This window comes from Streptomyces sp. Root1310 (assembly GCF_001426425.1).
In the GTDB taxonomy this organism is placed as follows: domain Bacteria; phylum Actinomycetota; class Actinomycetes; order Streptomycetales; family Streptomycetaceae; genus Streptomyces.
This window is the reverse complement of the sequence record NZ_LMEQ01000016.1, coordinates 1-13477: the sequence shown is the minus strand read 5'-3', so window position 1 is coordinate 13477 and position 13477 is coordinate 1. Positions and strand designations below refer to the sequence as shown.

At 71.3% G+C, this 13477-nt stretch carries 13 protein-coding genes; 10 read left to right on the top strand and 3 right to left on the bottom strand.

Annotation, left to right across the window (positions count from 1 at the left end; all coding sequences use genetic code 11):
- Positions 1-202 precede the first annotated feature (202 nt).
- Positions 203-1954, top strand: coding sequence for a ubiquinol-cytochrome c reductase cytochrome b subunit (locus ASD48_RS23825; RefSeq protein ID WP_057603739.1), 1752 nt, complete (start codon positions 203-205; stop codon positions 1952-1954).
- 174 nt (positions 1955-2128) lie between these two features.
- Positions 2129-2491 carry a DUF3099 domain-containing protein gene (locus tag ASD48_RS23820; protein ID WP_057603738.1) on the top strand — a complete coding sequence of 121 codons (363 nt, stop codon included), beginning with the start codon at positions 2129-2131 and terminating at the stop codon, positions 2489-2491.
- 71 nt (positions 2492-2562) lie between these two features.
- Here ASD48_RS23820 and ASD48_RS23815 read toward each other — a convergent pair whose 3' ends face one another.
- A complete protein-coding gene (locus tag ASD48_RS23815) occupies positions 2563-3324 on the bottom strand; it encodes a sigma factor-like helix-turn-helix DNA-binding protein (RefSeq protein WP_057603737.1) in 762 nt (253 codons plus the stop codon).
- 596 nt (positions 3325-3920) lie between these two features.
- Here ASD48_RS23815 and ASD48_RS23810 point away from each other — a divergent pair.
- The 4 genes from ASD48_RS23810 to ASD48_RS23795 all read left to right on the top strand — a co-directional run bounded on the left by ASD48_RS23810 (position 3921) and on the right by ASD48_RS23795 (position 7827).
- Positions 3921-5003: a polyprenyl synthetase family protein gene (locus ASD48_RS23810; RefSeq protein ID WP_057603736.1), complete on the top strand. Its 1083-nt coding sequence runs from the start codon at positions 3921-3923 to the stop codon at positions 5001-5003.
- Positions 5004-5445: 442 nt separating this feature from the next.
- Positions 5446-5934 (top strand): PhzA/PhzB family protein, encoded by a 489-nt coding sequence (locus ASD48_RS23805; protein ID WP_057603735.1) that lies wholly within the window; start codon positions 5446-5448, stop codon positions 5932-5934.
- 46 nt (positions 5935-5980) lie between these two features.
- Entirely contained in the window at positions 5981-7168 is a 1188-nt protein-coding gene (locus tag ASD48_RS23800; RefSeq protein WP_079073947.1) for a 3-deoxy-7-phosphoheptulonate synthase, read from the top strand.
- 35 nt (positions 7169-7203) lie between these two features.
- Positions 7204-7827, top strand: coding sequence for an isochorismatase family protein (locus tag ASD48_RS23795; protein WP_057603734.1), 624 nt, complete (start codon positions 7204-7206; stop codon positions 7825-7827).
- Here the strand turns inward: ASD48_RS23795 and ASD48_RS23790 are convergent.
- Positions 7802-9052, bottom strand: a complete 1251-nt coding sequence (locus ASD48_RS23790) for an RNA-guided endonuclease TnpB family protein (RefSeq protein ID WP_057603733.1) — start codon at positions 9050-9052, stop codon at positions 7802-7804. The two genes, ASD48_RS23795 and ASD48_RS23790, sit on opposite strands and share 26 nt — an antisense overlap.
- A 161-nt stretch (positions 9053-9213) precedes the next feature.
- Here ASD48_RS23790 and ASD48_RS23785 point away from each other — a divergent pair, with 161 nt between their 5' ends.
- From ASD48_RS23785 to ASD48_RS23770, 4 genes are all read left to right on the top strand, one after another.
- On the top strand, positions 9214-11136 hold the full coding sequence (locus ASD48_RS23785; protein WP_057603732.1) for an anthranilate synthase family protein: 1923 nt from the start codon (positions 9214-9216) through the stop codon (positions 11134-11136).
- Positions 11137-11234: 98 nt separating this feature from the next.
- Positions 11235-12074, top strand: coding sequence for a PhzF family phenazine biosynthesis isomerase (locus tag ASD48_RS23780; protein ID WP_057603731.1), 840 nt, complete (start codon positions 11235-11237; stop codon positions 12072-12074).
- The gene (phzG, locus tag ASD48_RS23775) at positions 12067-12768 is read left to right on the top strand and encodes a phenazine biosynthesis FMN-dependent oxidase PhzG (protein WP_079073946.1); all 702 of its coding nucleotides are present in this window, start codon (positions 12067-12069) and stop codon (positions 12766-12768) included. The genes ASD48_RS23780 and phzG overlap by 8 nt, the downstream gene beginning before the upstream one ends.
- A 77-nt stretch (positions 12769-12845) precedes the next feature.
- Positions 12846-13313 (top strand): PhzA/PhzB family protein, encoded by a 468-nt coding sequence (locus ASD48_RS23770; RefSeq protein WP_057603730.1) that lies wholly within the window; start codon positions 12846-12848, stop codon positions 13311-13313.
- Between the two features lie 66 nt (positions 13314-13379).
- Here the strand turns inward: ASD48_RS23770 and ASD48_RS42315 are convergent.
- On the bottom strand, positions 13380-13477 hold a 98-nt coding region (locus tag ASD48_RS42315), incomplete at its 5' end, for a 3-oxoacyl-[acyl-carrier-protein] synthase III C-terminal domain-containing protein (protein WP_157880679.1).

The following is a 13477-nucleotide window of genomic DNA, read 5'->3' as shown; positions in this document are numbered from 1 at the left end:
AACTCTCTCCAGAGTCACTGGAGCCGCCACTCGAGGATCACTTGAGCGCGGTTGTTCGGGTTCACCACGCGTCGATAGCGTTTCATCCGCTCCAGGGCACGGGCCCGCTTGCGCCGCGGCAGGCCGTCCTCACCACCGACCGCTCGACGGCCGGCGTAGGTGTGCCTGTGACGGCCGAGCGGCGAGGGGAGGGCGCGCAGGTATGAGCACGACCGAGGAGGCGCCACAGGGGGCGCGCACAATACCGTCCAAGGGCGAACGCGTCGCCGACTGGGCGGACGGGCGGCTCGGGATCTACAGCTTGCGGTTCCTGATCCGCAAGGTCTTTCCCGACCACTGGTCGTTCATGATCGGTGAGATTGCGCTCTACAGCTTCATCGTGCTGATCCTCACCGGTGTCTGGCTCACCATGTTCTTCGACCCGAGCATGACCGAGACGGTCTACGACGGGTCGTACGTCCCGCTGCAGGGCATCCCGATGTCCCAGGCCTACGCCACCACCATCGAGATCAGTTTCGACGTGCGCGGCGGCCTGTTCATCCGTCAGCTGCACCACTGGTCGGCGCTGATCATGATCGGCGCGCTCATGATGCACACGCTGCGGCACTTCCTGACCGGATCGTTCCGCAAGCCGCGCGAGGTCAACTGGCTGATCGGCTTCGTGATCCTGGTGCTGGTCACCCTGGAGGGCTTCGTCGGATACTCGCTCCCCGACGACCTGCTCTCCGGCACCGGCCTGCGCATCGCCGAAGGCGTCACGCTCGCCATCCCGGTGGTCGGCACCTATCTGACGCTGTTCCTGTTCGGCGGCGAATACCCGGGACACGACGTCATCCCCAGGTTCTACAGCATCCACATCCTGCTGATCCCGGGCATCGTCCTGGCCCTGGTCGCCCTCCACCTGCTGCTGGTCTTCTACCACAAGCACACCCAGTTCCGGGGCCCCGGCCGCACCAACAACAACGTCGTCGGCCAGCCCCTGATGCCGCACTACACGGCCAAGGCCGGCGGGTTCTTCTTCCTCGTCTCCGGCCTGCTCGCGCTGCTGGCCGGCATCGCCCAGATCAACCCCGTGTGGACCTACGGCCCCTACCGCTCCGACCAGATCTCCCAGGGCTCCCAGCCCGACTGGTACATGGGCTTCCTCGAAGGAGCCCTGCGCGCCATGCCCGCCTGGGAGTTCGTCCTGCCCGGCGGCTACACCGTCAACATGAGCGTCCTGCTGCCGGCCGTCATCCTGCCCGGCGTCATGATGGTGGTGTTCGCCATGTGGCCCTTCCTGGAAGCCTGGGGCACCGGCGACAAACGCGAACACCACCTGCTGGACAGGCCCCGCGAAAAGCCCACCCGCACCGCGTTCGGCCTCGCCTTCGTCTCCTTCTACCTGGTGCTGTTCTTCGGCGGCGCCAACGACGTCCTGGCCGAGCGCTTCCACCTGTCCCTGAACTCGATCACCTGGGCCGTGCGCGTCGGACTCGTCGTCGTCCCGCTGCTGGTGTACGTCATCACCAAGCGGATCTGCCTCGGCCTGCAGCGGCGCGACCGCGACAAGCTCCTGCACGGCCGCGAGACCGGACGGATCAAGCGGCTGCCGCACGGCGAGTTCGTCGAGGTCCACGAGCGCATCGACCGCGGGCTGGAGTACAAGCTGCTGTCGAGGGAGATACCCGAGGTCCTGCCGGCCCCGGAGCCGGCGGACGGGGACGGCGTACCCGACCCGGACGTCCGCCGCAAGCGGCGGCGCCACCGGCTCAGCCGCTGGCTGTACGGCGACGAGGTCCCGACGCCGACATTGCAGGAGATGCAGCAAGCCCTGGAGCACCTCGGCCACGCACCCTCGTCCAACGGCCACGCCCCCTCGTCCAACGGGCACGCCCCCTCGCTCAACGGGCACCCCGCCGACGGCGAACACGCCGCCGTCGGTGAGAGGGAGCACGACCAGCAGGTGCACTGACCCGGGCACGACACGCAGGACCGGCCGGCGGACAGACGGCGCGGGTGATCAGGGGACGGTCACCCGCGCCGCTGTCGTTCCACGCCCGCCGGGCCGTGTGCGCGGCGCACCGGGGAGCGCGCCCAGGGCAGGGCGACACCCGCCCGCCCAGTTGCCCCGACCCACGGAGGTCCGATGAGCCGCAGTCCATGGCACCGAGAGGGAACCCGGGCCGATTCCATCACCGGGGCCCGCATCGGCCTGACCCAGGATCTGCGCGGCCGTCAGCGCCGCTACGTCACGGCCATGCTGGTGCGCAGCGCCTGCGTGGTGGTGATGGCGCTCACCTGGAGCCGCTGGCCGGCCGTCGCGGTGTGCGCGCTGGCCGGCGGGGTCGTCATCCCCTACGTCGCCGTCGTCGCCGCCCAGGCCGGATGGCGTCAGCAGCGGGGCGTGCGCGCCGAACTGGCCCGCCCGGACCCCGACCCCGTGCCCGTGCCCCGTGTCGTCCTCGAGCCGACCCTGATCCTGCCGCCGGAACGCGACACGGCCGGCTGAGCCGCAAGACGGGGGAGGGCCGGGCACCTCGAGAGCCGCCCACCCGCCACGCGCCGCCCGCGGCAGGCCGCTCAGCGGGCCCGGTTCGCCTCGCGGAGCAGGGCGCAGGCCTCGGCCACCGGGCCGGCGTGCCGGTGGCCGCCGGGGTGGACGACCAGATGGACGCGCTGGACCCGCCCGTCCACGACATCGGCCACCATGGTGTGCAGGACCGCGCCGTCCCGGTCGCGGAAGACCCAGCCCGGCCTGTCACCGACCCGGCTCTCCTCGAGCGTGACGCCGACGCGCACCAGGGGCGGGACGATCGCGGCGATCATCCGGGCGGCGTTGCCCGCGCCCTCCACACACGTCGGCCAGGGCAGCGGCTCGCGCCCGCCGTCGCTGACCGCCGCGACGGCGGCGAGGAGCTGGCCGCAGGCCTCCCGGGAGCAGCCGAGGGCCGACGCGATCTGCGCCTCGTCGCACCCGAACGCCTCGTGCAGCACGAAGACGGCACGCTCGAGCGGGGACAGCCGCTCCAGCACCAGCAGGGCCGACAGCGACAGCGAGTCCGCCAGCTGCGCCGGCCGGCCCGCCTCCCGGGGGCCCTCGCCGAGGAGCGGAGCGACGAGTTCTCCCCGCTCGGCGCGGGCCGAGCGCAGAGCCCCGGCCGCGACCCGGGTGACCTCGGCCGCCAGATACCCCTCGGCCGGCTCGGGCCGCGCGGGCGCGGCCATCCAGCGCAGCCAGGCCGCCTGGACGGCGTAGCGGGCCGTCCGTTCGTCACCCACGATCCGGTAGGCGATCGCGAACAGCAGGGGCCGCAGCCTCGCGAACTCCTCGGCTTTGATCACACCGGCTCCTCGGCGACGGCTGCGGCGGGCCGTCGCACCGTCCGCAGGAGGGGAGGGGCGTGCCCGCCGCCGCCCCGCAGGACGGCGAGGGGGCGGGCACGCCCCGGGTGGGGGGCTCCCGGCGCATCCTAGGAGCGATCGGCCACCGAATTCCTTACCCGTAGCGGAAGTTCGACCTCAGATGCAGAAAGGCTCCATCGCGGACGCCGGCCCCCGTACGCGCATCAACGGGACTCGACCGGACATCGAGTCACCCCTTCGATACTCGGACCCGTACGCGAAGGAGCACGGCGCGCAACGGAACACGGCGAGCGACGAGCACGGACCACGCAGGAGCGGTGTCCGAGACCACGGACTTGGCCCGCCCCTCCTCGGCCACCGGGGAGCCGGCAGGACCGCCCCTGCACGTGATCGCGTCCGGCGCGGGCACCGGCGAACGCCGCGCCAGACCCCCCGGCGGGGGTTCCTTCGGCCCTGCGTGTGTGACGGCGGGCCGAAGGAGCGCTCCGGGCTCCAGGCGTACTCCCCAGCGGCAGCCCCGGCCGACCCGCCGCACGCTGCTGTCCGACTCCGAAGAGACCAGGGAAGTTGACGCGATGACGACGAGCACCCGAACCAGCCCCGTGGAGGTCGTCGAGGACGCGCTCCGCCAGTTCTTCGCCGCCCGCCGGGACGAGGCCGCGGCGATCGGCCCGGCCTGCGCCGACGCGGTCGCCGAGCTGGAGACCTACGTACTGCGCGGCGGCAAGCGGGTCCGCCCGACCTTCGCCTGGCTCGGCTGGCTCGGCGCCGGAGGCGAGGCACAGGACGCCACGGCCCCGGCGGTGGTGCGCGTCTGCGCCGCGCTGGAACTGTTCCATGCCTCCGCCCTCATCCACGACGACGTCGTCGACGCGTCACCCACCCGCCGGGGCGCCCCGGCCGCGCACGTGATGTTCGCCGACCGGCACCGCCGGCAGTGCTGGAACGGCAACGCGGAACTGTTCGGCACCGGCGCCGCGATCCTGACCGGAGACCTCGCCCAGGGCTGGGCCGACGACCTGATCCACACCTGCGGGCTGCCGGCACCGGCGCTGGCGCGGGTCTCCCCGGTGTGGTCGGCGCTGCGCAACGAGGTCCTCTTCGGCCAGCTGCTCGACGTGACGGCCGAGGCGGCGGGCGACGAGGACATCGCCACACCGCTGCGCGTCAACCAGTACAAGACGGCCTCCTACACGGTGGAGCGCCCGCTGCACCTCGGTGCCGCGATCGCCGGCGCGGACGCCGCACTCGTCGACGCCTACCGCGCCTTCGGACGCGACATCGGCGTCGCGTTCCAGCTGCGCGACGACCTGCTGGGCGTGTTCGGCACCCCCGAGGAGACCGGCAAACCGTCCGGCGGCGACCTCGTCCAGGGCAAGCGCACCATGCTGTTCGCGGCCGCCCTCGGCTACGCCGACGAACGCGACCCGGACGCGGCGAAATTCCTCCGGGCCAAGATCGGGACCCCGGTCAGTGACGACGAACTCGCCGCGATGCGCGCCGTCATCACCGACGTGGGCGCGGTGGACCACATCGAACGCGACATCACCCGGCGCACCGACCGGGCCCTGGCCGCGCTGCGCGAGAGCAGCGCCACCGAGGACGCGAAGGAAGAACTGACCGCCATGGCGATCAGCGCCACACAGCGCACTTCATGACAGCTGCGCACGTGCCCAACTCCCTCTGCACGCAAGGCCCTTGGCGTGACCGAGGTCACGTCGAGGGACGCTTGGCGCGCGGGTTTCGTCCGTGTCACTATTTGAGCACGCCTTTCCTGCCCGAAAACATGCATGAGCCATGTGCGGCAGTGAATTGACGGCGTTCCCCCCCTTCGCATCCCGACGGGCACCCCCGCGCCCGCGCCCCCGCGCCTGCGCCCGTGCACGTGCCCGCGCGCTGTGCCGCGAAAGCCCGTGACGGCCGCGCGGCCGGGACCCGTGACCGTCCGCAGATCCGCTGAGACGGACCGGAGGAATTCCTTCCCTCCACGGCCCGGCCCCTGCCGTTCACCCCGTTCACCCGAGAACACCTTCCGAGAACACACCTCCCGGGAACACACCTCCCGCGGACACACCTCCCGAGAACACACAGAGGTTCACCGTGCCGGAATCAGTAGACACCAAGGAATTCACCGACGAGTCGGAGACCCGGCGCCACAACCGCGCCGTCGTCGAGCAGTACATGAACACCACCGGGCAGGACCGGCTGCGCCGGCACGAGCTGTTCACCGAGGACGGCGTCGGCGGCCTGTGGACCACCGACACCGGCTCGCCCGTCGCCACCCACGGCCGCGACCGCCTCGGCGAACACGCCGTCTGGTCCCTGGCGTGCTTCCCCGACTGGGAGTGGTACAACGTCCGGATCTTCGCAACCGACGACCCCGACCACTTCTGGGTCGAGTGCGACGGCCACGGAACGATCCGTTTCGGGGACTACCCCGAGGGCTATTACGAGAACCACTTCCTGCACTCCTTCGAGTTCGAGAACGGGAAGATCAAGCGGCAGCGCGAGTTCATGAATCCGTTCCAGCAGCTGCGGGCCCTGGGAATTCCGGTCCCCGAGATCAAACGCACGGGAATCCCGACCTGACGACGTTCCTGACGCCAACGACATCACCGCTGGATCGGAGTACGGCATGAACGAAGTCGTGAAGGACGCCATCCGGGATATTCGTGTCCGCGGGGCGCTGCAGCAGCCCGAATGGAGCGACCTTCTCCAACTGAGCAGGGTGACCGAGGCGCTGGCCTCGCGCCCCACCCTCGTACAGCCCGACGACGTGGCCACCATGCGGACCCAGCTCGGCTCCGTGGCCCTCGGCCAGGCACTCGTGGTGCAGTCCGGGGACTGCGCCGAGGACCCGCAGGAGTGCGGACCGCACCACGTCGCCCGCAAGGCCGCGGTACTCGACCTGCTCGCCGGGGCGCTCGGCCTGATCACCGGCAAACCGGTCCTGCGCGCGGGACGCATCGCGGGACAGTTCGCCAAGCCCCGGTCCAAGCCCACCGAGGACGTCGACGGCGTCGAACTCCCCTCGTTCAAGGGGCACATGGTCAACGCCCCCGAACCCGACCCCGAGAGCCGCCGCGCCGACCCGCTGCGCATCCTCACCGGCTACATGGCCGCCAGCGACGTCATCGACCACCTCGGCTGGCGCGAACGCGGCGCCGGCCGCGACGTCGTCGGACCCCCGGTGTGGACCAGCCACGAGGCGCTGCTCCTCGACTACGAGATGCCCCTGCTCCGCCTCGACGAGCAGGGCCGGCTCTTCCTCGGCTCCACGCACTGGCCGTGGATCGGCGAACGCACCCGCCAGGTCGACGGCGCCCACATCGCCATGCTCTCCCAGGTGAGCAACCCCGTCGCGTGCAAGGTCGGGCCCTCGATGGAGCCCGAGGAACTGCTCGCGCTGTGCGAGCGGCTCGACCCCTGGCGCGACCCGGGCAAGCTCACCCTGATCGCGCGGATGGGCGCCGCCAACGTGGCCGACCGCCTGCCCCGCCTGGTCGAGGCCGTCCGCGAGGCCGGCCACCCGGTGATCTGGCTCACCGACCCGGTGCACGGCAACACCGTCACCGCGCCGAGCGGCCACAAGACACGGCTCGTGGAGACCGTCGCGCTCGAAGTCTCCCGCTTCGTGACCGCCGTGCGCGACGCCGGCGGTGTCCCCGGCGGCCTGCACCTGGAGACCACGCCCGACGACGTCACGGAGTGCGCTGGCACCGAGGCCGACCTCGCCACCGTCGGCGAGCGCTACACGTCCTTCTGTGACCCCCGCCTCACCCCGTGGCAGGCCGTCTCCGTGATCTCGTCCTGGACCGCCTGAGCCCCACGCACCGAGCAGGAACAGGAGCCGAAGCCATGACCGGCATACCCCCCATCACCGCATACCCGCTTCCCGCCGAGGGCGACCTGCCGGCGGCCCTCGTGTCCTGGAAGGCCGACGCCGACCGCTCGGTCCTCCTCGTCCACGACATGCAGCGGTACTTCCTCAAACCGTTCCCCGACAGCCTGCGCGACGACCTGATACGCAACGCCGCCCACCTGCGCGACCGCTGCGCCGAACTCGGCGTCCCCGTCGCCTACACCGCCCAGCCCGGCGGCATGACCGACGAACAGCGCGGCCTGCTCAAGGACTTCTGGGGCCCCGGCATGCGGACCTCGCCCGAGGACCGCCAGGTCGTCGACGCCCTCGCGCCGGCCGGACACGACTGGCTGCTCACCAAGTGGCGCTACAGCGCCTTCTTCAAGACCGACCTGCTGCAGCGGATGCGCGCCGCCGGCCGCGACCAGCTCGTGCTGTGCGGCGTGTACGCGCACGTCGGCGTCCTGGCGACCGCCGTCGAGGCCTTCACCCACGACATCCAGCCGTTCTTCGTCGCGGACGCCACCGCCGACTTCTCGCAGGAATACCACCGCTCCGCCCTCACCTACGCCGCCGAGCGCTGCGCTCGCGTCATCACCGCGAAGGAGGTGTTCGTTTGACTTCCTCCCCCGCCTTCAGGCGGGGGAGTCCAGCGGTCGCCCGCTGGGGTTCCTGCTTCACCGACGACCGCCCCGTCCGGGAGGACTCCCGTTGAGGTCTTACACCGTCTCCACAGGCAGACGCCGCCAGCCCGGCGGCCAGGATGTTGCGTGACGCGTTCACGTCGCGGTCATGCACGGTGCCGCAACTGTCACACGTCCACTCTCGAACGTTCAGCGGCAGCCTCCCGCGGACCGTGCCGCAGTTCCCGCACAGCTTGCTGGAGGGGAACCAGCGGTCGATCACGACGAGTTCACGCCCGTACCAGGCGCACTTGTACTCCAGCATCATGCGCAGGTCCGTCCAGGCCGCGTCCGAGATGGCGCGCGCGAGCCTGCCGTTCTTCAGCAGGTTGCGGACGGTGAGGTCCTCGATCACGACCGTTTGGTTCTCACGGACGAGCCGAGTCGACAACTGGTGCAGGAAGTCCCGGCGCCGGTCGGCGATCCGCGCGTGGACCCTGGCGACACGACGCCGGGCCTTCTCCCGGTTCGCCGAGCCCTTCGCCTTGCGCGACAGCTCCCGCTGGGCCTTCGCCAGGCGGGCGCGGTCACGCCGCTCGTGCTGCGGGTTGGCGATCTTCTCCCCGGTGGACAGGGTCACCAGTGACGTGATCCCGGCGTCGATGCCGACCGCCGCGTTCGTGGCGGGTGCAAAGGCGATGGGATCCTCGACGAGCATCGAGACGAACCAGCGTCCGGCCGCGTCGCGGGACACGGTGACCGTCGTGGGCTGCGCGCCCTGCGGGAGGGGACGCGACCAGCGGACATCCAGGGCCCCCGCCATCCTGGCCAGCGTGAGCCGTCCGTCGCGCCACGTGAAGGCGCTGCGGGTGTACTCCGCCGATGCACGGGACTTCTTCCGGCTTTTGTACCGGGGGTACTTGGCCCGCTTGGCGAAGAAGTTCCCGAACGCCGCCTGAAGGTGCCTCAGCGCCTGCTGGAGCGGGACCGAGGACACCTCCGAGAGGAAGGCGAGTCCCTCGGTCTTCTTCCACTGCGTCAGCGCGGCGGACGATTGCACGTAGGAGATCCGGCACCGCTCGCCGTACCAGGCCCGCGTGCGCTCCTCGAGCGCCTTGTTGTACACGAGACGGACACAGCCGAACGTGCGCGACAGCTCAGCCGCCTGCTCGTCCGTGGGGTAAAAGCGGTACTTGAACGCCCGCCTGACCTGCTGCATCACGCCTCACACGCCGTCAGTCTCCATGTGAGCACAGCGTGTCGGTCAGTGGCCGGTGACCGCTGGGCCGTCCTGGCGGCAAACCGGCTTTCCCCGCCCTGTTCCGCAGAAGCTTCGCTTCCACCCCGCCCCGGACGCCGGGGTATCCACAAAGGAGAGACCGGATGACGCACGGCCCGCACACGAACCCGGGCGACCTGCTCGCGCAGGCCCTGGCCGGCCCGGCCACACGGCCCTACGCGCTGCTGCACCGGCCCGGCGCCACCGGCCCCGGCATCGTGGAAGTCCTGACGGGCGAGGTGTCCCTGCCCGCCACCCTCGCCGACATCGAGCTGCCCGAGAGCCCGGCGGACGGCATCGGAGCCCACCACCAGGTCCTCGTCGTCCTGCCCTACCGGCAGCTGGCCGAACGGGGCTTCGCCTGCGCCGACGACGGCACCCCGCTCGTCGCGATGACCGTCACCGGCCAGCAGCGGCTGCCCATCGAGGAGGCGCTCGCCCGCATCCCCGACGTGCCCACCCCGCTCGCCGGCGGCGACTTCGACGTCGACGACGCGGCCTACGAAGACGTCGTGCGCCGCATCGTCAAGGAGATGATCGGCACCGGCGAGGGCGCGAACTTCGTCATCAAACGCACCTTCGTCGCCGACATCACCGACTACGGGCCACGCAGCGCCCCCGCACTCTTCCGCCGGCTCCTGACCCGCGAATCCGGCGCCCACTGGACATTCCTCATCCACACCGGCACCCGCACCCTCGTCGGCGCCTCGCCCGAACGGCACGTCAGCCTCCAGGGCGGCACGGCCGTCATGAACCCCATCAGCGGCACCTACCGCTACCCCACCTCCGGACCCACCCTCTCCGGCGTCCTCGAATTCCTCGGCGACCGCAAGGAGACCGACGAGCTGTACATGGTGCTCGACGAGGAACTCAAGATGATGGCGCGGATCTGCCCCGGCGACGGCCGGGTCGTGGGCCCGTACCTGAAGGAAATGGCCAAGGTCGCCCACACCGAGTACTTCATCGAGGGACGCACCGACCGCGACGTGCGCGACATCCTGCACCAGACCATGTTCGCGCCCACCGTCACCGGCAGCCCCCTGCAGAGCGCCTGCCGCATCATCGCCCAGTACGAGCCCGGCGGCCGCGGCTACTACAGCGGCGTGGCAGCACTCATCGGACAGGACGCCCACGGCGAACGCGTCATGGACTCCGCAATCCTCATCCGCACCGCCGACATCAGCACGCACGGACGCATCGGCATCGGCGTGGGAGCCACCATCGTGCGCCACTCCGACCCGGCCTCCGAAGCCGCGGAGACCCACGCCAAGGCCGCCGCCCTCGTCTCCGCCCTCGGCGGCACACAGGACACCGAACGCTTCGCCGACCACCCCGTCGTCCGGCAGGCCCTCGGGCTGCGCAACGCCTCCATCGCCGACTTCTGGCTCACCGACGCCGAGGCCCGCACGGCCGCACGGCCCGAACTCGCCGGGCGCAGCGTCCTCGTCGTGGACGCCGAGGACACCTTCACCTCCATGCTGGGCCAGCAACTTCAGTCCCTGGGCCTGCACGTGACGGTCCGCCGCTTCGACGAGCCGTACTCCTTCGACGGTCACGACCTGGTCGTGATGGGACCCGGCCCCGGCGACCCGCAGGAGCTTGCCCACCCCAAGATGCGGCACCTGCACACCGCCGTCGACACCCTGCTGCGCGAAGGACGCCCGTTCTTCGCCGTATGCCTCAGCCACCAGGTCCTCGGACTGCGCCTCGGCCTGCCGCTGCGCCGCAGGCCGGTGCCCAACCAGGGCGTCCAGAAGCGGATCGACCTGTTCGGCAGCGCCGAACGCGTCGGCTTCTACAACACGTTCGCCCTCCTCACCGAGCACGACGAGTTCGTCGCCGACGGCGTCGGCCCGGTCCGGGTCAGCCGCGATGCGGCCACCGGCGAGGTCCACGCCCTGAGCGGACCCGGCTTCGCCTCCCTGCAGTTCCACCCGGAATCCGTGCTGACCCGAGAAGGGCCGCGCATCGTGGGCACACGCCTGGCCGCGCTGCTCACACCGGCTCAGGCCGCCCACCGGGCCTGAGGCCCGCCGCACACGGCCTCACCCCGGACTGCCGGGCCGGCGTCCACCCCCCGAGCGCCGGCCCGGCACCCACCCGACATCACAGCCCGGGAGACCAGATGCACACGTACGTCGTCGTCGACGCGTTCGCCCGCGAGCCCCTCACCGGCAACCCGGTGGCGGTGTTCTTCGGCGCCGACGACCTGAGCGCCGAACAGATGCAGCGCATCGCACGGGAGATGAACCTGTCCGAGACCACGTTCGTGCACCGCCCCCGCCAGGACGGCACCGACGCCCACGTGCGGATCTTCACACCGGTCAACGAACTGCCCTTCGCCGGACACCCCTTGCTGGGCACCGCCATCGCCCTCGGCCGCCGGACCGACGCCGACCGGCTGCGGATCGAGACCGCCATGGGCGTCGTCCCCTTCGAACTGGAGCGCGCACACGGCCAGGTCGTCGCGACGAGCATGATGCAGCCGGTGCCCGTGTGGGAGCCCTTCGACCGCACCGACGAACTCCTCGAAGCCCTCGGCCTGCACCGCTCGACGCTCCCCGTGGAGATCTACCGCAACGGCCCGCGGCACGTCCTCGTCGGCCTCGAGAGCATCGAGGCGCTGTCGAAGGTGGATCCCGACCACCGCGCCCTGGCCCGCTTCCCCGACATGGCGACCAACTGCTATGCCGGACAAGGAAGTTCCTGGCGCAACCGCATGTTCTCGCCCGCGTACGGAGTCGTCGAGGACGCGGCCACCGGCTCCGCCGCAGGACCCATCGCCATCCATCTCGCCCGGCACGGCCTCATCCCGTACGGGCAGCGCATAGAGATCATCCAGGGCGTCGAGATCGGCCGCCCCTCTCCCATGCGCGCCCTCGCGCACGGCGAGGGCGACCACGTCACCTCCGTCGAGGTCGCGGGCCCGGGTGTCGTCACCATCGAAGGGGTGCTCCATGTCTGACCTGTCCTCGTCCCGCTCCGCCAACGGCACCGCGGTGGCCGCCCGCCGCGGCTCCACCCGTTCCGAAACCCTCACCGGCGCCCTGCACGTGCCCTTCCCCGAGTTCATCGCGCCGCCCGCCGAGCCGATGGGCCTGCTGTCCGCGTGGCTCGACGCCGCCGTCGGGCACGGGGTGCGCGAACCCCGCGCACTGGCGCTCGCCACCGCCGACGCGCGGGGCCGCGCCTCCTCCCGCATCGTCGCCCTCACCAAAGTGACCGGCGCCGGCATCGTGTTCATCACCCACGCCGGCAGCCGCAAGGGCCGCGAACTGGCCGAGAACCCCTGGGCCTCCGGCGTCCTGTACTGGCGCGAGACCACCCAGCAGATCACGCTCGCCGGCCCGGTCACCCGGCTCTCCGACGCCGAGGCCGAGGACCTGTGGCGCGCGCGGGCCGTCTTCACGCACGCGATGACGACGGTCTCCCGCCAGAGCGTGCCGGTGGACAACCTCGACCACTTCGCCCGGCTGCGCTCCGAGGCCCTGCGGCTCGGCGAACCGCTGCGTCCGCTGCCGCGCCCCGCGACCTTCGCCGGCTACCTGCTCGAGCCCGCCTCCGTGGAGTTCTGGGCCAACGGCACCGACCGGCTGCACGAGCGCCTGCACTACGAGCGTACCGACGGCGGCTGGGAGATCAGCCGGCTCCAGCCCTGAGCCCGCCAGACCCTGCGAACTTTCCGGGAGACACCATCACTTCGTCATCCGCCCCCCAAAGCGCCGCCGGCGCACCGGTGTTCACCGACCACCACGACCTGCGGGCCCGCAACCGGCGGGCTGTGGAGCAGTACATGCGCACCGGTGCCGAGGCCCGGCTGAGCCGGTACACCCTCTACACCCAGGACGGCACCGCGTCGCTGTTCTACACCGACATCGGCCGCCCCATCGTCGTCACGGGCCGCGAGAAGCTGAAGCGGCACGGCGAGCTGTCCCTGCGCGTGCTGCCCGACTGGCAGTGGTCCGACGTCCGGATCTACGAGACCCAGGACCCGTCGACCATCATGGTCGAGTGCGGCGGCGAGGGCACGATCCGCTTCCCCGGCTATCGCGAGGGCCGCTACCGCAATCACTTCATCCACGGATTCACGCTGCACGACGGCCGCATCGCCGCCAGCCGCGAGTACACCAACCCGATCGAGCACATGAAGTCCCTGGGCATCGAGACCCCGCACATCCGCCGGGACTGGATCCCCTCCTCCTGATCCTGAACCTCCCGGCCCCGCGGGCCGCCCGCCGCCCTGTCGCGGCCGGCGGCCCGCATCGTGCTGTCACCATTCGATGAGGGCGAGGCCTGCGGCCATGCCGCCGCCGAAGCCGGCGAGGAGGACGAGGTCGCCGGGGTGCAGGGCGTGGTTGCGGTGGGCGG

Coding starts and splice junctions, on each gene's coding strand:
- ASD48_RS23825 (WP_057603739.1), top strand. CDS start 203: ATGAGCACGACCGAGGAGGCGCCACAGGGGGCGCGCACAATACCGTCC.
- ASD48_RS23820 (WP_057603738.1), top strand. CDS start 2,129: ATGAGCCGCAGTCCATGGCACCGAGAGGGAACCCGGGCCGATTCCATC.
- ASD48_RS23810 (WP_057603736.1), top strand. CDS start 3,921: ATGACGACGAGCACCCGAACCAGCCCCGTGGAGGTCGTCGAGGACGCG.
- ASD48_RS23800 (WP_079073947.1), top strand. CDS start 5,981: ATGAACGAAGTCGTGAAGGACGCCATCCGGGATATTCGTGTCCGCGGG.
- ASD48_RS23795 (WP_057603734.1), top strand. CDS start 7,204: ATGACCGGCATACCCCCCATCACCGCATACCCGCTTCCCGCCGAGGGC.
- ASD48_RS23785 (WP_057603732.1), top strand. CDS start 9,214: ATGACGCACGGCCCGCACACGAACCCGGGCGACCTGCTCGCGCAGGCC.
- ASD48_RS23780 (WP_057603731.1), top strand. CDS start 11,235: ATGCACACGTACGTCGTCGTCGACGCGTTCGCCCGCGAGCCCCTCACC.
- phzG (WP_079073946.1), top strand. CDS start 12,067: ATGTCTGACCTGTCCTCGTCCCGCTCCGCCAACGGCACCGCGGTGGCC.